Source organism: Brevundimonas kwangchunensis (assembly GCF_039523815.1).
GTDB lineage: Bacteria > Pseudomonadota > Alphaproteobacteria > Caulobacterales > Caulobacteraceae > Brevundimonas > Brevundimonas kwangchunensis.
Genome location: NZ_BAAAGA010000002.1, coordinates 104,638 through 125,357 on the forward strand (window position 1 = coordinate 104,638; position 20,720 = coordinate 125,357).

Sequence of the window (20,720 nt, forward strand, 5' to 3'; positions counted from 1 at the left end):
GTCGCCGCCTCATTTCGCAAGGTCCGGCCGCACAGGAGATCGCCATGCTGATGCTCGTCCTGCGGGGCTCGTCCCTCGCCGTCGCCGTGGGAACGGTGATCCCGATCATCACGGGCGCCATGGCCGACCCGGCCTTCGTCATTCCGGACATCCTTCTGGCCCTTCTACTGGTGGTCGGTGCCCTGCTGCCGGACAAGGGCGCGCGGATTCTGCTCACCGGCGCCAACGCCTACGCGCTCGGCATCTTCACCGTCGCCGCCGCGACGCAGGTCGTCACTGTTGGCGCGCCGTCGGTCATGCTGGTGCTGGCGGTGGTTGCCTCGGCGCTGAATATGGTCCTGATTGCCTTGATCGCCCGGGCAAGGAAGGTATCCTGATGACAGACATCAGGTCGGGCTCGCCCCGGCCAGGCCGGCGCCTTTTCGCGAATCCGGTCCGGCGTCCGTCGATAACCTGACGCCACGACCCAATCCGTTTCCGGAGGACGCCGTGGCCCGTAAATTCACACTCGATTTCCTGAAGACTGAAGCCGCCTCGGGCGGTGCGCTTGGCGTCGCGGCCCTTGCCGCCCTGATCGTCGCCAACTCCGCGCTCGGCCCAGCCTATTTCGCCTGGCTCAAGAGCGAGCACTTGCTGCAGCTCGGGCCGCTGATGCTCGAGATGACGATCTCCGAATGGATCAAGGAAGGCCTGATGGCGGTCTTCTTCCTCGTCGTCGGTCTGGAGATCAAATACGAGATCCTGCGCGGCGAGCTCAGCGATCCGAAGAAGCTGGCCACGCCGGTGATCGCCGCGGCAGGGGGCATGATCGCCCCGGCCCTGGTCTATCTGGGCATCTCCGGCGCGCTCGGCGGGCCGCATCAGGGCTGGCCCATTCCTCTGGCGACCGACATCGCCTTCGCCCTGGCCGTCTTCGCCGTCGTGGCGCGCAACCTGCCCTCGTCGCTGCGGGTCTTCCTGCTGACCCTTGCCATCGTCGACGACCTCGGCGCCATCGCCCTGATCGCCGTCCTCTTCTCCAGCGGCGTCCAGTTGATGCCGTTGCTCGGCGTCGCCGGCCTGCTGATCGCCGGAGGCGTCGCCGCCCGCTTCCGCAAGGTCCCGGCGCCGTTCTGGGTGCTCGGCTTCGCCGGGGTCTGGTGGCTGACGGTGCAGGCCGGTCTCTCGACCTCCCTGACCGCGGTCGCCTTCGCGGCCATCGTACCCGTGAATCCCCGCAAGGAAGACGGCCAGAGCCCGCTGAAGGAGGCGATGCACGACCTGCACCCTTACGTCTCGTGGCTGGTCCTGCCGCTGTTCGCCTTCGCCAAGGCGGGCGTCAGCTTCGCCGGTCTGTCGTTGGAGCAGGCGACCGCGCCGCTGGTCATCGGCATCGCGCTGGGCCTCTTCCTCGGCAAGCAGATCGGCGTCTTCGGCGCGGCCTGGCTGGCCTCGGCGCTCAAGATCGGCAACAAGCCCTCCGGTTCGACCTGGCTGGAGCTCTACGGCGTCAGCCTGCTGTGCGGCATCGGCTTCACCATGAGCCTGTTCATCGGCGTGCTGGCCTTCCCCGGCGCGATCGACTCTCCGGAACAGGTCGAGGTCAAGCTGGGCGTCCTCGGCGGCTCGCTGCTCTCCGCCCTGGCTGCGGGGGCGATTCTTGGCGTTGCGGCAAGGCGTCGCAAGAATTTCGCCTAACGCGGTACCAATCCTCGCAAGGACAGCGCAAATATTGACCTAGGGTCAGCGGTTTGCGTCGCTTTTGCGTCACACTTACGTCAACCGCTGTTTCAAATGCGTTCCTGAGGTGTCGCACTCCTTGTCGCCTTCCCGGCCCTGAGTTACCCAAATTACTTGGAATCCGGCTCTCCACGCAGAGGGCGGGCCAAGGGATCAGGAAACGCCGAGGCGCCGCGACAAGCGGTCCCGGCCTACGTCGGGAGCCGTGCATGCGCCTTACCAATCTTCTTCGGACTACCGTTTCGGCCGCCGTCGTCGGCGCCTGTGCGTTCGGCCTGGCCGGAACCGCCGCGGCCCAGTCGCAGGATGGCCCCACGACCATCGACGACATCATCGTCACCGCCCAGAAGCGCGAGCAGAACCTGCAGGACGTGCCGATCGTGGTCACCAGCCTTCCGGCTGAGGCCCTGCAGAACGCCGGCGTGCGCGACATCAAGGATCTCCAGATCCTGACCCCGGGCATGACCGTCACCTCGACCCAGTCGGAAGCCTCGACGACCGCCCGCATCCGCGGCGTCGGCACCGTCGGCGACAACCCCGGTCTGGAAAGCTCGGTCGGCGTCGTGATCGACGGCGTCTATCGCTCGCGCAACTCGGTCGGCTTCGGCGACCTGGGCGAAATGAGCCGCATCGAGATCCTGAAGGGTCCGCAAGGCACCCTGTTCGGCAAGAACACCTCGGCCGGCGTCATCAACATCCTCACCGAAGCTCCGTCGTTCACGCCGGGCGCCAGCGGCGAGCTGACCGTCGGCAACTACGGCGCCGTCGGCGTCTCGGCCTCGGTCACCGGCCCGATCACCGACCAACTGGCCTTCCGCCTGTACGCCGGTCACCGCGAGCGTGACGGCTTCTACTACGTCGAGCGCGGAGACGGTCCGCGCTTCGAGACCGACGACCAGAACCAGGACTTCTCGACCTTCCGCGGCCAGCTGCTGTGGCTGCCGAACGACAACACCTCGGTCCGCGTCATCGCCGACTACACCACGCGTGACGAATACTGCTGCACGGGCGTGCAGATCCGCACCGGCCCGACCTATCCGTTCGTCGACGCCCTCGCGGTCGGCACCGGCCAGCGTCCGCCGGCCACCGGCTTCGGCGCCCTGCCGTTCTCGCGTCACGCCTATGCCAACCGCGGCACCGGCCAGGCTGTCGAGGACATGGGCGTCTCGGTCGAGGCCAACGTCGACATGCCGGGCCTGTTCGGCGGCGCGACCCTGACCTCGATCACCTCGTGGCGCGACTGGAACGGCGATATCGGCATGGATATCGACTACACCGGCGCGGACATCCTCTATCGCGAGCAGAACGGCCAGTACGGCTACTCGGTCGACAACCTGACCCAGGAATTCCGCCTGGCCGGCGCGACCGACAACCTCGACTGGCTGGTCGGCGTCTTCGCCACGCGTGAGCGCATCGGCCGCGGCGACACCTACTACTTCGGCGCCGACTACGGTCCGTTCCTGTCGCTGCTGCTGACGGCCCAGCTGAACGCCGCGACGGCCGGTCTGCCGACCCCTCCGGGACCGATCCCGGTCAACCCGGGCCGCGTCGGCTGCTTCACCGCCGCCGGCCAGACCGCAGCCGGCCTGCAGGGCTGCCTGTACGGCTCGCCGCTGTCGCCGGCCTCGGGCCCGGGCTTCGTCGTCGGCCAGGGCGTGGCCGACCACTACGACCAGGACTCGACCTCGTTCGCGATCTTCACGAACAACACCTGGCACGTCACCGACCAGTTCGATCTGACCCTGGGCCTGCGCTACACGATGGACGACAAGTCCCTCAGCGCCCAGCAGCGTAACGTCAACGGCAACGGCGCGACCTGCGCCGCCTTCGGCGCCAACGCCGCCGCCATCGCCGGCGCCCTGGGTGCAGCCGCCGCGCCGACCATCATCGGCAACGCCTGCCTGCCGTGGGCCAACGCCGCCTTCACCAACCGCAACATCGAGGAAAGCTTCGATGACGGCGAGCTGAGCGGCACGATCAAGGCGTCCTACCGCCTGAACGACTCGGTCATGGCCTACGCCTCGTACGCCCGCGGCTACAAGTCGTTCGGCTACAACCTGGACCGCGTGCAGACCGGCATCACCCCGGTGGCCTCGCTGCTGTTCCCGTCGGAAGTCGTGGACAGCTACGAAGCCGGCGTGAAGATGACGCTGGTGAACCGCACCCTGCTGCTGAACGCCACCTACTTCGACCAGACGTTCAACGACTTCCAGCTCAACACCTTCCTCGGCACCGCCTTCGTGGTGGAGTCGATCCCCGAGCTGACCTCGCGCGGCGTCGATGCGGACATGCTGTGGTTCACCCCGATCGACGGCCTGAGCCTGTCGGGCGGCGTGACCTACACCAACACCGAATACGGCAACTTCACCGCCGCTGATCTGACGAACCCGGGCAACTTCCCGCAGCTGTCGCTGCTGCCGGGCGCCCGCGCCTCGTTCGCTCCGGAATGGTCGCTGTCGGCCTCGGTCAACTACGACCGCAGCATCGGCAACGGCCTGCGCACGGGCTTCAGCCTGTCGGGCAAGTACATGAGCGAGTACAACACCGGCTCGGATCTGCTGCCCTGGAAGATGCAGGACGCCTTCACCACCCTGAACGGCCGGATCTCGCTGGGCGCCGAGGATGACAGCTGGACTGTCGACCTGTGGGCCCAGAACCTGACCGACGAGGAATACATCCAGGTGGCCTACAACGGTCCGCTGCAAGGCACTGCCTTCCAGAGCACCCTGCAGACGGGCGGCACCAACCCGGGCACCTTCTACAACGGCAATCTGGACACCCAGACCTACGACGCCTTCTTGGGCGCGCCGCGCACCTGGGGTGTGAGCCTGCGCTTCAAGTACTGATCGCCTTCGCCGCACGGCGGAGCGTTCGACCGGCCGGGGAGCGATCCCCGGCCGGTTTTGTTTTGAGGAGTTTCCCCAAGGGCAATTGGGACGACACACCCTGCAAGGATTGCGGTGAATGACTATCCGGCAGCGCCGGGTGGTCAGCTTTCGGACGAAGGCGGTGTTCAGCGCGCCGAACGGTTTGGAGGCGCGTGAGGATGGCGTTCGTCCGGATCCATGCACGCAACCAGAACAAGGCGTGGCCGGCGAACAGGGAAACGCCGGGGCCGCCGTCATGACGACGCCCCATGCCGGGGAGCTGCCATGCGTCTGATCAATCTTCTTCGCGCCACCGTTTCGGGCGCCGTCGTGGGCGCCTGCGCCTTCGGCCTGGCCGGAACCGCCGCGGCCCAGGACGGGCCCACCACCATCGACGACATCATTGTCACCGCCCAGAAGCGCGAGCAGAGCCTTCAGGACGTGCCGATCGTGGTCACCAGCCTGTCGGGAGAGATGCTCGAGGACGCCGGCGTCCGCGACATCAAGGACCTGCAGATCGTCACCCCGGGCCTGGTGGTGACCTCCAACTCGTCCGAGGCCGCCACGACCGCCCGTATTCGCGGCGTCGGCACCGTGGGCGATAACCCCGGTCTGGAAAGCTCGGTCGGCGTCGTGATCGACGGCGTCTATCGCTCGCGCAACTCGGTCGGCTTCGGCGATCTGGGCGAGCTCAGCCGCATCGAGGTTCTGAAAGGACCGCAGGGCACCCTGTTCGGCAAGAACACCTCGGCCGGCGTCATCAACATCATCACCGAGTCGCCGTCCTTCACGCCCGGCTACAACGCCGAGCTGACCATCGGAAACTACGGCGCCATGGGCGCGGCCGGCTCCGTCACCGGGCCGATCAACGACCAGATGGCCATGCGCCTGTACGCCGGCCGCCGCGTTCGCGACGGCTTCTACAATGTCGACACCGGCGATGGTCCGCGCACCGAGACCGACGACAACAACCAGGACTTCTGGACCGTCCGCGGCCAGTTGCTGTGGACGCCAAGCGACAACGCCTCGGTTCGCGTCATCGCCGACTATTCCTCGCGCGACGAGTACTGCTGTACGGGCGTCCAGGTTCGCACCGGCCCGACCTATCCGTTCATTGATGCGCTTTCGAACGGCCTGGGCCAGCGTCCGCCGGCCGCCGGCTTCGGCAAGCTGCCCTATTCGCGTCAGGCCTACGCCAACCGCGCCAGCGATCAGGTGATCGAGGACAGCGGCATCTCGATCGAGGCCAACGTCGACTTGCCGGATCTGTTCGGCGGCTCGCAGCTGACCTCCATCAGCGCCATTCGCCGCTGGACGTCGTCGAACGGCCAGGAGTCGGACTACACCGGCGCGGATCTGGCCTACCGGATCAACGACGGCAACTTCGGCTACGACGTCGATAACCTCAGCCAGGAAATCCGTCTGGCGGGCCGTACGGACAAGCTCGACTGGCTGTTCGGCGTTTTCGCCACGGCCGAGAGCATCGAGCGGGGCGACACCTTCTACATGGGCGCCGACTACACGGCGATGATGTCGCTGCTGATCACGTCCCAGCTCAATCAGATCAATCCGGCGATCCCGATGAGCCCCGGAACCATCGGCTGCTTCACGCGCGCGGGACAGACGGCGGCCGGCTTCCAGGGCTGCCTGACCTCGGGCGGCACAGGTACGGGGGCGAATGCGCCGACCGGCCCCGGCTTCACCATCGGCCGAGCATATGAGGACGACTACAGCCAGGATTCCTCCTCGTTCGCCGTCTTCACGAACAACACCTGGCATGTGACCGACGCCTTCGATCTCACGTTCGGCCTGCGCTACACGATGGACGACAAGAGCGTCGAAGGCACGCAGCGCAACACGCCGGGCAACGAGAATGCCTGTAACGGCGCGCTGGCCAACGCAGCAGCCATCGGCGCGGTTCTGGGCGCCAACACCTCGGCCATCCTCGGCCGCTTCTGCCTGCCGTGGACCAACTCGGCCTTCCAGAACCGCGACATCGACGAGACCCGCGACGGCAACCAGCTGAGCGGGACGGTCAAGGCGTCTTACCGGTTCAACCCGTCGGTCATGACCTATCTGTCGTACGCCCGCGGCTACAAGTCGTTCGGCTACAACCTCGACCGGGTCCAGTCGGGCATCACCCCGACCAGTTCGCTGTTCTTCCCGTCGGAGGTCGTCGACAGCTACGAGGCCGGCGTGAAGATGACGCTGCTGGATCGCACCCTTCTGCTGAACGCCTCTTACTTCGACCAGACGTTTACCGACTTCCAGCTCAACACCTTCCTCGGCACCTCCTTCGTGGTGGAGTCGATCCCCGAGCTGACGTCGCGCGGCGTGGACATGGACTTCCTGTGGTTCACCCCGATCGAGGGGCTGAGCCTGCAGGGCGGCATGACCTTCATCGATGCGAAGTACGGCGAGTTCACCGCCGCCGACATGGCCAACCCGGGCAACTTCCCGCAGCTTTCGCTGCTGCCGGGGAACCGCGCTTCGTTCGCGCCTGAGGTGTCGGGCACGGCCTCGATCAACTTCGATCGGCCGGTGGGCAACGGCATGCGCGCCGGCTTCAGCCTCGCGGCCAAATACACCAGCGAGTACAACACAGGCTCGGACCTGCTGCCGTTCAAGATGCAGGACGCCTACACGGTCCTGAACGGCCGGATCTCGCTGGGCACCGAGGACGAACGCTGGACCGGCGAGCTCTGGGTCCAGAACCTGACGGACGAGGAGTACTATCAGGTCGTCTACAACGGCTTCATCCAGGGCAACGCCTTCGCCTCGACGGTGCAGCCGAACGGCACCTTCTACAATCCGGCGCTGGACACCCTGACCTACAACGCCTTCCTGGCTCACCCGAGGACCTACGGGCTGACCCTGCGCGTCCGCTACTAGGGCGACCAGGGCGCTCAAAGCAGAACCGGCCGGGGAGCGATCCCCGGCCGGCTTTTATTGTCAGCCGTTCAGATCGGCGGGCTTCGGCTCCTTCGGCCCCGGCACGGTGCGCTGACCGGCGAAGAGCTTGCCGCCCTGACGCCGCATCCAGCCCGCGATGTCGTCGACGATGGTGAAGATCGCCGGGATGTAGAGCAGGGACAGGAAGGTCGACGAGATCAGGCCGCCCAGCACCGCCACCGCCATGGGTGAGCGGAACTCGACGTCGGCGCCGATGCCGATGGCGATCGGCACCATGCCCGCGCCCATGGCGAAGGTGGTCATCAGGATCGGACGGGCCCGCTTGTGGGCGGCGTCCATGATGGCCTCGTGCCGGTTCATCCCGTCCTTCTCGGCCATGATCACATAGTCGACCAGCAGGATGGAGTTCTTGGCCGCGATCCCCATCAGCATCAGCACCCCGATCAGGGCGGACATGGAGAAGCTCTTGCCCCCGATGACCAGGGCGATGAACGCCCCGCCGATGGCCAGAGGCAGCGCCGCCATGATGGTCACCGGATAGGCGAAGCTCTTAAAGAGGAGCGTCAGCACGGCGTACATCAGCAGGATGCCCGACAGGAAGGCGATGGCGAAGCCGGTGACCATCTCCTGGATGAACTCCGCATCGCCGGCCGGCACCTGGCGCACGCCCGCGGGCAGGTTCTGCACCGAGGGCAGGCGCTGCACGGCCTGACCGGCGGCGCCCGTGGTGATGCCGTCCAGTTCGGCGGTGATCGAGGCGATCCGCGAACGATCCTGACGGCTGACCGTGGCCGGACCGGCGCCGAAGGCGACGTCGGCGACCGCGCTGAGCGGCACCTGTCCGCCGCCGGCGGCCGGCACGCGCAGGTTTTCGATGATCGTCAGATCCTCGCGGGCCGCTTCCGTCAGTTGCAGGCGGATCGGGATCTGCCGGTCGCCCAGATTGTACTTCGGCAGGTTCTGGTCGATGTCCCCGATGGTGGCCACGCGCACCGCCTGCGAGATCGAGGCTGCCGACACGCCGGCCAGTGCGGCCTCGTCCGTGCGAGGCGTGACCACGATCTCCGGTCGCGCGATGGCGGCCGTGTTGACCACATTGGCCAGACCCGGAACCCCGCGCATCTCTTCTTCCACCTTGCGGGCGGCCTCCTCGAGGGTAGCCGGGTTATCGCCCAGGATGGAGAAGGTGTAGCTGGTGCCGTCGCCCGGTCCGCCGCCCTGCTGGGCGATGCCGGCCCGGATCCGGGCTCCGGGGATGGCTTTCAGCTCGTCGACCATTTCGCGGGCGAAGGCCTGCTGGCTCAGCTCGCGCTTACCCTTGGGCACCATGTCCGCATAGATGTTGGCCTGATTGACGTCCTGACCGCCGACGGCCGCATAGACGGACGTCACCTCAGGGCGCGCTTCCAGCCGTTCGGTGACCTGCTGCACGATGGCGTCGGTCTGGGCCAGGGTCGATCCGGGCGGAGTCTCCACCTGGAAGGCCGCGCGGCCTTCGTCGGCGGGCGACATGAACTCGAACGACATCTTCGCCGCGACCGACAGGGCGACCGAGCCGACCAGGAAGATGATGCCGAGGAAGAAGACCTTCCAGCGGTTGGCCAGCGACCAGCGAAGGCTGCGCAGATAGCCGTTCATCCACGGCGGATCGCGGTCCTCGTGCTTGGTGTGGCGCAGCAGATAGGCGGCCATCAGCGGCGTCAGCGTCCGCGCCACCACCAGTGAGAAGAAGACCGAGATGCAGGCCGCCAGCGCGAAGGCCTTGAAGAACTGGCCGATGATGCCTGGCATGAAGCCGACCGGGGCGAACACGGCGATGATGGTGCCGGTCGTCGCCACGACGGCCAGACCGATCTCGTCCGCCGCCTCGATCGAGGCGTCATAGGGCGCCTTTCCGTCCCGCATGTGCCGGACGATGTTCTCGATCTCCACGATGGCGTCGTCGACCAGAATGCCGATGGTCAGCGAAAGGGCCAGCAGGGTCACCACGTTCAGCGACTGGTCCATCGGCCCGATGATCGCGAACGTCGGGATCAGCGACATCGGCATGGCCGTCGCCGCGATCAGGGTCGCCCGCCAGTCGCGCAGGAAGATGAACACCACGATCACAGCCAGCAGGGCGCCCAGCCCCAGCGCTTCAAGCGAGGCGAGATAGCTCTCCTCGATGTACTTCACGCTCGAGGTGACTTCCTCGATGGTCAGCTCCGGGTGCGCCTCGTCGATCTTGGCCACCTCGTCGCGAACCTTGGCCGAGACGGTGACCTCGCTTGCCGTGCGCGAGCGCAGGAAGTTGAAGGTCACGGCTTCCTGACCGTCGTAGCGGGCGATCCGTCGCGGCTCGCTCCACTTGTCCTCGACGGTTCCGAGGTTGCCCAGGCGAATGGTCTTGCCGTCGCCCAGCGGCACCAGGGTCTCGCGCAGCTGCTCGACCGAGGTCGCCGCGCCGATGGTGCGCACCGCCCGCTCCGAGCCGGCCACGGTCACGCGGCCGCCGGGCAGGTTGTTGTTGACGTTGGTCAGCGCCTGGCTGACCTCCGCGGCCGTCACGCTGTAGGCGGACAGGCGCTGGGGATCCAGCTCGACCCGGATCTCACGATCCACGCCGCCCGACCGGTTCACCTCGCCGACGCCGCCCAGCGCCAGCAGGGCGCGGCTGACCTCGTTGTCGACGAACCAGCTGATCTCTTCCGGCGTCATCGTCGGCGAGCGGACCACATAGGTGATCAGGGCGTCGCCGGTGATGTCGATGCGCTGGACTGTCGGCTCCTGCATGTCCTGCGGCAGGGAGGCGCGCACGCCGCTCATGGCGTTGCGGACGTCGTTGGTCGCCCGCTCGGTGTCGGTGCCCAGCTCGAACTCGATGGTCGTCGAGGACACGCCGTCCGACACGTTCGAATAGATGTGGCGCACCCCGGACAGGCCCGCGATCGAGTCCTCGATCAGCCGGGTGACCTGCACCTCCATCTCGGCCGGCGCGGCGCCCGGCCGGGCTGCCGTGACCGACACCAGCGGGAAGTCGATGTCGGGGTTGTTGTTGATCCGCATCCCCATGAAGCCGACCATCCCGCCCAGCGTCAGCAGGACGAACAGCAGGATGATCGGGATCGGGTTCCGGATGGACCAGGAGGAGATCTGGTTCATGACGCTCTCCCTCCGATCAGTTGGCTGCGGGGCGGGCGGCGGCCGGCGCGGCCGCTGCGGCCGGCTGACGCGCCGCCGGAGCCGCCGTGGCGACCCGGACGCGATCTCCCTCGTTCAGGAAGCCCGCCCCCTCGACCACCACCCGCGCGCCGGGGTTCAGGCCCGAGACGGCGGTGCGCGTCTGCTGGCGGTTCACCACGGTCACCGGCTGGAAGTGCACGGTGTTGGCGTTCTGCATGACGAACACGCCCGCGCGGTTGTTGCGGTACAGGACCGCCGCGGTCGGCACGACCGTGGCCGGGGCGCTGCCGGCGTCGATGCGGGCGCGGGCGAACATGCCGGGCTTCAGCTGCGAACCGGGGGCCAGAGAGATGCGGGCCAGACCCAGCCGGGTCTCGGCGTTCACCTCGGGCGTCACGATGCGGACGGTGCCCGTCGTCGGCGCGGCCTGGCTGGAGGTGATCTCGGCGCTCTGGCCCGAGCGGATCAGCGCCAGCTCCGTCTCCGGCACCTGGGCGTCCAGCTCCAGCCGGCCGTCGCGCACCATGCGGAACAGCTCGGTCCCGGCGGCGATGATCTGGCCGCGGGTCACGCTGCGGCTGATGATCTGGCCCGAGACGGGCGCGCGGATGGTGGCCTGCGACAGGCGGGTGCGGGTCTCGCCCAGCGAGGCGCGCGCGGCGGCCAGATTGGCCTGCGACGCCCGCTGGTTCGCCAGCGCCGTGTCCAGCGACGCCTGGCTGAGGAAGCCGCGCTCCTTCAGTTCCTGCGCCCGGCCCAGCGCCGCGTCGTCGCGCGCCGCATTGGCTTCGGCCGTCTGCACGGCGGCCTGCTGCTGGCGCACCTGGGCGTCCAGCAGGGCGGTGTTCATCTGCACCAGAGGCTGGCCCTGCCGCACATAGGCGCCCTCGTCGACCAGCACGGCGGTGGCGACCAGCCCGCCGGTCTCGGCGCCCACCGGCACCTCTTCCCAAGCGGACACCGTGCCCGAGGCGGTCACCGAGCGCGGCAGGTTCTCGGTCGCGGCGACCTGCACGCTGACCGTCTGGGTCCCTGCCGGAGCCTTCTCCTTTTCTTCCCCGCCATGCCCGCCACAGGCGGCCAGCGCGACGGTTGCGGTCATGAGCGCCACGGCGGCGCCGGCCCAGCGGGTACGGATACGGATCGACACGTGGAATCCCCTTGAAGCCGACGGGGAGGGAGCCCGCCGCCCATGCGTGAGGAACGCCGCATCACGGCGTCCGGTTGTCATCCGCCGTTGAATACAGATTTCCGCCCGCCCGCGAAACGGGCAAAGCGACGCCTTAAGAAGAAGTAATCCGTAACGAAATCAGTGGCGGACGTCGCGGGGAACGCGATCAATCCTCGTCCATCTTGAGCGCGGCGATGAAGGCTTCCTGCGGGATCTCGACCTTGCCGAACTGGCGCATCCGCTTCTTGCCTTCCTTCTGCTTCTCCAGAAGCTTCTTCTTCCGGGTGGCGTCGCCGCCGTAGCATTTGGAGGTCACGTCCTTGCGCAGGGCGCGGACGGTCTCGCGGGCGATGATCTTGCCGCCGATGGCGGCCTGGATCGGGATCTGGAACATGTGCGGAGGGATCAGCTCCTTCATCTTCTCGACCATGCCGCGGCCGCGGGTCTCGGCCCGACCGCGGTGCACCAGCATCGACAGGGCGTCGACCGGCTCGGCGTTGACGAGGATGTTCATCTTGACCAGATCGCCGGCCTTGTAGTCGGTCAGCTCGTAGTCGAACGAGGCATAGCCCTTCGAGATCGACTTCAGCCGGTCGTAGAAGTCGAACACCACCTCGTTCAGCGGCAGTTCGTAGACGACCATGGCGCGCGTGCCGACCCAGGTCAGCTCCTTCTGCTCGCCGCGGCGGTCCTGACACAGCTTGATGACGCCGCCGAGGTATTCCTCCGGCGTCATGATCACGGCCTTGATCCACGGCTCCTCGATCTCGAGGATCTGCATCACGTCCGGCAGGTCGGCCGGATTGTGCAGGTCGATGGTCGTGCCGTCGCGCTGGTTGATCTTGTAGACCACCGACGGCGCCGTCGCGATCAGGTCGAGGTTGAACTCGCGGCTCAGCCGCTCCTGAATGATCTCCAGGTGCAGCAGGCCCAGGAAACCGCAGCGGAAGCCGAAGCCCAGCGCCGCCGAGCTCTCCATCTCATAGGTGAAGCTGGCGTCGTTCAGCCGCAGGCGGGCGATGGCCGCGCGCAGGTCCTCGAAGTCGGCCGCGTCCACCGGGAACAGACCGCAGAACACCACCGACTGCACGTCCTTGAAGCCCTTCAGCGGCTCGGCCGTGGGGCGTTTCTCGTCGGTGATGGTGTCGCCGACGGCGGCGTGGGCCACTTCCTTGATCTGGGCGGTGATGAAGCCGACCTCGCCCGGCCCGAGGCTCTCGACCGGGGTGTTCTTGGGCAGGAAGACGCCGACGCGGTCGACCAGATGGGTCGAGCCGTTCTGCATGAACTTGACCCTCTGCCCGGCCTTCAGCACCCCGTCGAACACGCGGACCAGCAGCACGACGCCGAGGTACGGGTCGTACCAGGCGTCCACCAGCATCGCCTTCAGCGGCGCGTTCACATCGCCCTTGGGCGCCGGCAGCCGGGTGACGATGGCCTCCAGCACCTCTTCGATGCCGATGCCCGACTTGGCCGAGGCCATGACGGCGTCCGAGGCGTCGATGCCGATCACGTCCTCGATCTGGGCGCGCACCCGCTCGGGCTCGGCGGCCGGCAGGTCGATCTTGTTCAGGACCGGCACGATCTCGTGGTTGTTGTCGATGGCCTGATAGACGTTGGCCAGCGTCTGGGCCTCCACCCCCTGCGAGGCGTCCACCACCAGCAGCGAGCCCTCGCACGCCGCCAGCGAGCGCGAGACTTCATAGGCGAAGTCGACGTGCCCCGGCGTGTCCATCAGGTTCAGCACATACTCGAGCCCGTCCTTGGCCTTGTACGTCAGGCGCACGGTCTGCGCCTTGATGGTGATCCCGCGCTCCTTCTCGATGTCCATGTTGTCGAGGACCTGAGCGGACATTTCGCGCGCGGTCAGGCCGCCGGTGACCTGGATCAGCCGGTCCGACAGTGTCGATTTGCCGTGGTCGATGTGCGCAACGACGGAGAAGTTGCGGATGCGTTCGATCGGAGGGGTCGTCATGGTCCGGCGCGCCTAGCACGCCGGACGGAAAAGCGCGAGCGGGGAGGCGAAGTCCAACTGACAGCGGATATCTACAGGTGACGTGTTCCTGCCAACGTTCTCATCTTGTTCTCCTGGCGGAATCCCGGCAGTCTGGCAGGCTGAGAGAGCGCGGAGTTTGCCGTGTCGGAGTATGCCCTCATGGTGAAGCAGGCTGGCCAGGCGGTCGCGGACAAGGCGGTGAAGCTGGGCTTCATCGAGCGCGACGCTAAGCCGGCGCCGAAGCTTGAGCTGGTTCGTCCGCATCGGGACGAGACCGAGGCGGACTTCACCTTCATCGATCTGTTCGCCGGGATCGGCGGGCTGCGTCGCGGGTTCGAGGCCATCGGCGGGCAATGCGTCTTCACGTCCGAGTGGGACAAGTATAGCCAGCAGACCTATCGGGCGAACTTCCCCAACGACGATCACGAGATCAACGGCGATATCACCAAGGTCGATGTCGCGGACATCCCGGCCCACGACGTGCTCCTGGCGGGGTTTCCCTGTCAGCCGTTCTCCATCGCAGGGGTGTCGAAGAAGAATGCGCTGGGTCGGGCGCACGGCTTTGCGGATACGACCCAAGGCACGCTCTTCTTCGACGTGGCGCGCATCATCGCGCATCACAAACCGACGGCTTTTTTGCTCGAGAACGTCCGGAACCTCGTCGGTCATGACAAGGGCAGAACATTCCAGAAGATCAAGGAAGTCCTCAAGGACGAGCTCGGCTACACGATCGACTTCCGCGTCATCGATGGCCGGCATTGGACGCCACAGCATCGCGAACGGATTTTCATCGTCGGCTTCCGCGAGGATCAGGGCTTCCGCTTCGCGGATATGAAGATGCCGGACGCCGCGCCGAGGTTGGTTGAAATCCTCCATCGCGAAGGCGACGAGAGCGAGATTCCGGACCAAAAATACACGGTCGGCAACTCCGGCCGCGTTGCGGATAAGTACACCCTGACCGATCACCTCTGGAACTATCTGCAGCGGTACAAGGAAAAGCACCAAGCCGCCGGAAACGGCTTCGGTTTCGGTCTGGTCGGGCCGGACGACGTCGCCCGCACCCTGTCGGCTCGCTATTACAAGGACGGCTCGGAAATCCTGATCAAGCAGGACGACAAGCCGGCGCCACGCCGCCTGACCCCGCGCGAATGCGCGCGTTTGATGGGTTTCGACAGCCCCCGCGGGGCGGACTTCGTCATCCCGGTGTCGGACACCCAAGCCTATCGTCAGTTCGGCAACTCGGTCGTCGTGCCGGCTGTCACTGCGGTGGCCGAACATATGAAGCCCGCGCTCTTCGCCGCTCTGGGCAAGACGCCGAAGGCTCCGGTTGGCTGACGTCGTCGACCCGGCGACCCGGAGCCGGATGATGTCCGGCATCCGGGGCAAGAACACGAAGCCGGAATTGCTGATCCGCAAGGCGCTTCACGCCCGCGGCTTCCGCTACCGACTGCACTGCGACCTGCCAGGCAAACCGGATATCTGCCTGCCAAAGCACCGTGCGGTAGTCTTCGTGCATGGCTGCTTCTGGCATGGCCATGACTGCCATCTGTTCAAATGGCCAAAGACCCGCCCGGAGTTCTGGCAGGCGAAGATCGCACGGAACCGGAAGGTCGACCGACTGGCGGAAGAACGGCTGGTGGCCGAGGGCTGGCGTGTGGCGACGGTGTGGGAATGTGCGATCAAGGGGCGCCACAGGCTGCAGCTGCCGGATGTCCTGGACACTCTGCAGGCTTGGCTGGTGTCTGATGTGCTGACGCTATCGGTTCGGGGGAACGACAATGCCGGTGACTAGCCTTCCTGACTGGATCGCTCAGTTCGCCCAGCCAGAGCATGTCTGGTTCGCGAAGCGCCTGTCCGCCAACGATACCCTGCAAACCAAGGCTCATCAGGCAGGCCCCTATTTCCCCAAGGATCTCCTCTTCCGCGTGCTGCCGGCATTGCACGACGAGAGCGTCCTGAACCCTCGCGTCGCCCTTGAGGCGTTCATCGATTCCCACCCTGACGTTCGGACAGTGACGCCGATCTGGTACAACGGGAAGCTCTTCGGGAAGACGCGCAATGAGACGCGGGTCACGGGATGGGGTGGGGCAGACTCAGCTGTCCTCGATCCTGCCAGTACCGGCGCGCTGGCCGTCTTCGTTTTCGAGAACGGCGCCGAAGGTCCGGCCAGTTCCCTGCATGTCTGGGTATGCGACGGATACGAGGATGAGGTGTTCGGAGACGTTCTCGGACCAGTAGAGCCTGGCCGGCTTCTGATCTGGCGGCCGGGGGAGCCGATTGATCTGTTCTCGACCGGCTCTGCCTTCGCATCATGCCAGCTACGCCCTTCACAGATGCCCGATTCCTGGTTGACGGGATTCCCGTCGGCTGCGGATATCGTCCGGAAGGCTGTGGAGTTGCGCCCTCTTCAAAGCGAGAAGCCGGACGTCCGGCTCCTGCGTCGGCGCGACTGCGAGTTCGAGATTTTCAAGGCTGTCGAGGAGGCGGTCGAGGCGCCGAAGGTCGCGGCGGGCTTCGCAGGCCTCGGTCAGTTCCTCGGGCTGGCGCAAACCATCCTTCAGAGACGAAAATCGCGATCAGGACGATCACTTGAGCTGCAGGCCCGGGAGATATTTATCGAGGAGGGCTTGGTTGATGGGCTTTCCTTCAGCCACGGCGGACAGTCTGAGAACGGCAAGAAGCCGGATTTCCTGTTTCCCTCGGCTCAGGCTTACTCAGACCCATCCTTTCCTGCGGACCGTCTCAGGATGCTCGCGGCCAAGACGACCGCGCGTGATCGATGGCGCCAGATTCTGAATGAGGCGGACAGGGTTCAGACCAAGCACCTGCTCACACTGCAGGAGGGGGTCTCGGCCAGCCAGTTCGCAGAGATGAAAGCGGCGAACGTCCAACTCGTCGTGCCGGCAGCGTTGATCGACAAGTACCCGCAGGACATTCGCTCCGAGCTGATGACGCTGGACAGTTTCATCTACGAAGTCCGCACGCTCGCCTGACATGACCCACGCCCCTCAACACGCCCTCCCCCGCGGCAAACCCGAGCGGGCGCGGAGGTGGGTGCAGGTCAGGGCGTGGGTGTCGGCGCGGCGGATGTTGGCGTAGGCCTCGTCGAGGCGGATGACGGGGGCGGTGACGGGCAGGCGGGGGCGGAGGCGGTCGGGGTCCCGCCCGTCGCGCTCCAGCCGGTCGAGGTCGGCGGGGAGCAGGGCGGCGACGGCGCGGTCGGCGACCTCGCGGCGTGGGGGCGGGCTCGCGAGGACGGAGGACAGCAGCCCCTCCTCGGCCTGGGCGAAGGCCTGCCGGAAGGCGAGGGGCAGGACGGGCTCGTGCCGCCTCAGGTGATGGAAGGTCAGCCAGTCGCGCCAGACGGCCGGGGGCTGGTCGGCGACACGGGCGGACAGGGCGGCGAGGGCCTGAGGCCGGCGCACGGCGATGCGGGGGCTGTCGGCCAGACCGGCGGCGGTCAGGAAGGCGCTCCAGTCCATGCCGGGGGCGCGGGCCTCCAGCTCCGCCCGGGTCCAGACGACGGAGGCGGGGGATTCCGGGGGTGACGCATCGTCCGCGAGGGCGCGGGCCAGTGAGCGGGCCAGTGCGATCTCCAGAGCGAGCACCCGGTCGGCGCGGGCGGCGGGGGCGTCGAGGCCGGTCAGCTCCAGAATATGGGTGGCGTGCCAGCGGTGCAGGACGCCGGCGCTGACGGCGCCCTCCCTCAGCAACTCCTCCACCCACAGGGCCGGACCGCCGGGGTGCAGCTCGGGCAGCAGGGCGATGCCGCCGTCCGGATCGGGGACGAAGGCGAGGGCGGGGAGGGCGTCGCCGGGGGCTTCGGCGTCCGCGTCGGGCCGGGCCAGCCGCATCTCCGCCCCCAGCCAGGCCGAGATCGCCGTGCGGTCGGCGAGGGCGGCGATGGCCTGAAGGTCTGCGGCGAGGGGCTGCAGGCCGCGAGCCTCGATCGTGCGGACGTCGGTCAGGCTGGCGCGCAGATCGGCCACGCGTCTGGCGGCGGCGGAGGTGTCGGCGCGGGCGGCGGGCGGGGCTGTGGCGGCGAGCGTCAGGGCCAGAACGAGGCCGGCGACGGCGGCGGGATGGGTCAGGCGGATCGGCATGGCGCGCCTCCGTTCGGGGCGGGCAGCATGCGCCCGTTGCGGCGCCGCTCGACGGCGCAGGACGGCCTTCGGTCGCAGGATGGGGAGCGAAAACGCGGGCGCCTGACCAATAAGTAATGCGGGCTCGGGACTAACGGCCTTGCCCCCGGTGAAGGTCGGCCCCTAGTCTGCGCCCGTCCTCGGGGGAGGGCGACAGGGAGGTGCGTGGGTGTACGGCGTTGCGGGACTCATTCTGGCGGGCGTGATCGCGGGGCAGCAGACGCCGCCGCCGATCTTCCAGCCCGGCGCGCCGGGCGCGCCGTCGCGGGTCATCACCGCCGAGCAGGCGCGGGCGCTGGGGCGCTCGACCTTCACCCCCGCCGACGTCGCCTTCATGCAGCACATGATCGTCCACCACGCCCAGGCGGTGGAGATGGTGGCGCTGCAGACGACTCGCGGGGAGAACGCCCGCGTCAACCTGCTGGGCCGCCGCATCGCTCTCAGCCAGGAGGCGGAGATGGAGCTGATGCGCGGCTGGCTGACCGGGCGGGGACTTCCGCTGGAGATGCCGGGCATGGATCACGGCGCGCATGGCGGACATGCCGGCATGGACCACGGCGCGCACGCCGGCCATGGTGCGCCCAGCCCGGAGGACACCCCGGTCATGGCCGGCATGCTGACGCCCCGCCAGATGCGCGCGCTGGCCGCCGCCAGCGGGGCCGAGTTCGACCGCCTGTTCCTGACGGGCATGATCCAGCACCATCAGGGGGCCATCGACATGGTCCGCGACCTGATGGCGACCCCCGACGCGGCCGAGGACACGATGCTGAGCGACTTCTCCGCCGCCGTCGTCGCCGACCAGTCGGCCGAGATCCTGCGCATGCAGTCCCTGTTGTCCGACCTCGGACCCGCCGACCCTTCCGCCCCTTCCCATTCCCACGATCATCATCACTGAAAGTCCGGCCATGACCGTTCGCAGCCTTCTGCTTTCCTCAGCCGCCGCGCTGAGCGTTCTGGCCGCGGGGAGCGCCGCGCTCGCCCAGGCCGCCCCGCCACAGGCCCAGACCATCCAGGCCGACGCGCGCTCGGCCCTGTCGGCCGGGCTGACCGACGCCGCGCAGGCGACGCGCGGGATGACGCTGGAATACGCCCTGCCGCACGCGCCGGGCTTCAGCACCTCGGAAACCATGTTCTCTCCGCCGCGCAACCGCGAGGAGGGCGAGGCCATGATGGCGTCGGCGCGCGGCAATCCGGGCTTCAGCCCGCTGGGCATGGCCAACACCGACCTCGCCGTGTCGAACGGCAAGCTGTTCGTCGGCAACTTCAACGGCTTCAACGCCTATGACATCTCGGGCGGCGAGCCCCGGCTGGTGATGTCGGTGGTCTGCCCCGGCGGTCAGGGCGACGTGTCGGTGCACGGCAACCTGCTGTTCATGTCGGTCGAGGAGAACCGCGGCCGTCTGGATTGCGGCACGGCCACGACCGATGGCGAGACGCTGGCCGAGCGCTTCCGCGGCGTGCGCATCTTCGACATCAGCGACCTGAACGCCCCGCGCCAGATCGCGGCGGTCCAGACCTGCCGCGGCTCGCACACCCACACCCTGCTGCCGCATCCGACCGACGCCAACGTCCTGTACGTCTACGGTCAGGGCACGGCCGACGTCCGCAAGACCGCCGAGCTGGACATCTGCACCGACGGCCAGCCGGACCAGAACCCCGAGACGGCCCTGTTCTCGATTGATGTGATCAAGGTCGAGCTGGACAATCCTTCGGCCGCGCGGATCGTCAACCGCCCGCGCATCTTCGCCGACGCAACGACGGGCCGCGTCGCCGGCCTGTGGCGCGGCGGCCGCGCCGGCATCGCCAGCCAGAACACCGCGCAGACCAACCAGTGCCACGACATCACCGTCTATCCGGAGATCGGTCTGGCCGGCGGCGCCTGCAGCGGCAACGGCATCCTGCTGGACATCTCGGACCCCGAGAACCCGCGCCGGACCTCGGACATCTTCGATCCGGACATGGCCTACTGGCACTCGGCGACGTTCAACAACGCCGGCGACAAGGTCGTCTTCACCGACGAGTGGGGCGGCGGCATCGGCGCACGCTGCCGGGCCGAGGACCCGGCGACCTGGGGCGCCAACATGATCGCCACGATCGAGAACCGCACCCTGACCGGCCGCAGTTTCTTCAAGCTGCCGTCAGCGCAGGGCGCGACCGAGAACTGCGTCGCCCACAACGGCAATCTGATCCCGGTCCCCGGCCGCGACCTGATGGTGCAGGCCTGGTACCAGGGCGGCGTCTCGATCATGGACTTCACCGATCCGGCGCGTCCGATGGAGATCGCTTACTTCGACCGCGGCCCGATCAGCAGCGAGCGCCTGTACGTCGGCGGTTCGTGGTCGGCCTACTGGTTCAACGGCCGGATCTACTCCAGCGAGATCGCCCGCGGTCTGGACGTGCTGAAGCTGGAGCCGACCGACCAGCTGTCGGCCGCCGAGATCGCCGTGGCCGAAAGCGTCATGGCCGGGGAGATCAACCCGCAGCTGCAGACCCGCATCAACTGGGAAGACTCGCCGGATGTGGCCCAGGCCTATCTGGACCAGCTGAACCGCTCCAACGCACTTGAGGGCGCACTGGCCGGTCAGGCCGGCGAGGCGATCACCGGTTGGCGCAACGGTCGCGCCAACAAGCGGAACGCCGCCGCCGTGGCCAGCAGCCTGACCGCCGCCGCCGAGAAGGCCACTACGGTCAACCGCGCCCGGATCACCGCCCTCGCTGCGGTGTTCCAGCGACTGTCGGCCTGATCCGAG

Annotated in this window: 13 protein-coding genes; 9 read left to right on the top strand and 4 right to left on the bottom strand. The window is 67.5% G+C overall.

What is annotated here, in order from left to right; all coding sequences use genetic code 11:
• Positions 1 to 44 precede the first annotated feature (44 nt).
• The 4 genes from ABDZ95_RS05425 to ABDZ95_RS05440 all read left to right on the top strand — a co-directional run bounded on the left by ABDZ95_RS05425 (position 45) and on the right by ABDZ95_RS05440 (position 7,478).
• Positions 45 to 377 carry a hypothetical protein gene (locus ABDZ95_RS05425; RefSeq protein ID WP_343791474.1) on the top strand — a complete coding sequence of 111 codons (333 nt, stop codon included), beginning with the start codon at positions 45 to 47 and terminating at the stop codon, positions 375 to 377.
• A 112-nt stretch (positions 378 to 489) separates the two neighbouring features.
• The gene (nhaA, locus tag ABDZ95_RS05430) at positions 490 to 1,677 is read left to right on the top strand and encodes a Na+/H+ antiporter NhaA (RefSeq protein ID WP_343791476.1); all 1,188 of its coding nucleotides are present in this window, start codon (positions 490 to 492) and stop codon (positions 1,675 to 1,677) included.
• Between the two features lie 251 nt (positions 1,678 to 1,928).
• Positions 1,929 to 4,565 (top strand): TonB-dependent receptor, encoded by a 2,637-nt coding sequence (locus tag ABDZ95_RS05435; protein ID WP_343791478.1) that lies wholly within the window; start codon positions 1,929 to 1,931, stop codon positions 4,563 to 4,565.
• Between the two features lie 306 nt (positions 4,566 to 4,871).
• Complete coding sequence (locus ABDZ95_RS05440; RefSeq protein ID WP_343791480.1) at positions 4,872 to 7,478, top strand: TonB-dependent receptor; 2,607 nt, start codon at positions 4,872 to 4,874, stop codon at positions 7,476 to 7,478.
• Between the two features lie 60 nt (positions 7,479 to 7,538).
• Here ABDZ95_RS05440 and ABDZ95_RS05445 read toward each other — a convergent pair whose 3' ends face one another.
• The 3 genes from ABDZ95_RS05445 to lepA all read right to left on the bottom strand — a co-directional run bounded on the left by ABDZ95_RS05445 (position 7,539) and on the right by lepA (position 13,807).
• On the bottom strand, positions 7,539 to 10,640 hold the full coding sequence (locus tag ABDZ95_RS05445) for an efflux RND transporter permease subunit (protein WP_343791482.1): 3,102 nt from the start codon (positions 10,638 to 10,640) through the stop codon (positions 7,539 to 7,541).
• A gap of 16 nt (positions 10,641 to 10,656) precedes the next feature.
• Positions 10,657 to 11,811: an efflux RND transporter periplasmic adaptor subunit gene (locus tag ABDZ95_RS05450; protein ID WP_343791484.1), complete on the bottom strand. Its 1,155-nt coding sequence runs from the start codon at positions 11,809 to 11,811 to the stop codon at positions 10,657 to 10,659.
• 187 nt (positions 11,812 to 11,998) lie between these two features.
• Entirely contained in the window at positions 11,999 to 13,807 is a 1,809-nt protein-coding gene (lepA, locus tag ABDZ95_RS05455) for a translation elongation factor 4 (protein ID WP_343791486.1), read from the bottom strand.
• 162 nt (positions 13,808 to 13,969) lie between these two features.
• Here lepA and dcm point away from each other — a divergent pair, with 162 nt between their 5' ends.
• The 3 genes from dcm to ABDZ95_RS05470 are packed head-to-tail and all read left to right on the top strand — an operon-like array spanning position 13,970 to position 16,821.
• The gene (dcm, locus tag ABDZ95_RS05460; protein WP_343791488.1) at positions 13,970 to 15,163 is read left to right on the top strand and encodes a DNA (cytosine-5-)-methyltransferase; all 1,194 of its coding nucleotides are present in this window, start codon (positions 13,970 to 13,972) and stop codon (positions 15,161 to 15,163) included.
• Positions 15,156 to 15,620: a very short patch repair endonuclease gene (locus ABDZ95_RS05465; RefSeq protein ID WP_343791490.1), complete on the top strand. Its 465-nt coding sequence runs from the start codon at positions 15,156 to 15,158 to the stop codon at positions 15,618 to 15,620. The genes dcm and ABDZ95_RS05465 overlap by 8 nt, the downstream gene beginning before the upstream one ends.
• Positions 15,607 to 16,821, top strand: a complete 1,215-nt coding sequence (locus tag ABDZ95_RS05470; protein WP_343791492.1) for a type II restriction endonuclease — start codon at positions 15,607 to 15,609, stop codon at positions 16,819 to 16,821. The genes ABDZ95_RS05465 and ABDZ95_RS05470 overlap by 14 nt, the downstream gene beginning before the upstream one ends.
• A 15-nt stretch (positions 16,822 to 16,836) precedes the next feature.
• Here the strand turns inward: ABDZ95_RS05470 and ABDZ95_RS05475 are convergent, their stop codons facing one another.
• Entirely contained in the window at positions 16,837 to 17,931 is a 1,095-nt protein-coding gene (locus ABDZ95_RS05475; protein WP_343791494.1) for a gluzincin family metallopeptidase, read from the bottom strand.
• 208 nt (positions 17,932 to 18,139) lie between these two features.
• On the opposite strand from ABDZ95_RS05475, the gene ABDZ95_RS05480 reads away from it, so the two are divergent.
• The gene (locus tag ABDZ95_RS05480; RefSeq protein WP_343791495.1) at positions 18,140 to 18,865 is read left to right on the top strand and encodes a DUF305 domain-containing protein; all 726 of its coding nucleotides are present in this window, start codon (positions 18,140 to 18,142) and stop codon (positions 18,863 to 18,865) included.
• A gap of 10 nt (positions 18,866 to 18,875) precedes the next feature.
• Positions 18,876 to 20,714, top strand: coding sequence for a hypothetical protein (locus tag ABDZ95_RS05485; protein WP_343791496.1), 1,839 nt, complete (start codon positions 18,876 to 18,878; stop codon positions 20,712 to 20,714).
• Positions 20,715 to 20,720: the final 6 nt, after the last annotated feature.

Coding starts and splice junctions, on each gene's coding strand:
- ABDZ95_RS05425 (WP_343791474.1), top strand. CDS start 45: ATGCTGATGCTCGTCCTGCGGGGCTCGTCCCTCGCCGTCGCCGTGGGA.
- ABDZ95_RS05435 (WP_343791478.1), top strand. CDS start 1,929: ATGCGCCTTACCAATCTTCTTCGGACTACCGTTTCGGCCGCCGTCGTC.
- ABDZ95_RS05440 (WP_343791480.1), top strand. CDS start 4,872: ATGCGTCTGATCAATCTTCTTCGCGCCACCGTTTCGGGCGCCGTCGTG.
- ABDZ95_RS05445 (WP_343791482.1), bottom strand. CDS start 10,640: ATGAACCAGATCTCCTCCTGGTCCATCCGGAACCCGATCCCGATCATC.
- lepA (WP_343791486.1), bottom strand. CDS start 13,807: ATGACGACCCCTCCGATCGAACGCATCCGCAACTTCTCCGTCGTTGCG.
- ABDZ95_RS05470 (WP_343791492.1), top strand. CDS start 15,607: ATGCCGGTGACTAGCCTTCCTGACTGGATCGCTCAGTTCGCCCAGCCA.
- ABDZ95_RS05475 (WP_343791494.1), bottom strand. CDS start 17,931: ATGCCGATCCGCCTGACCCATCCCGCCGCCGTCGCCGGCCTCGTTCTG.
- ABDZ95_RS05485 (WP_343791496.1), top strand. CDS start 18,876: ATGACCGTTCGCAGCCTTCTGCTTTCCTCAGCCGCCGCGCTGAGCGTT.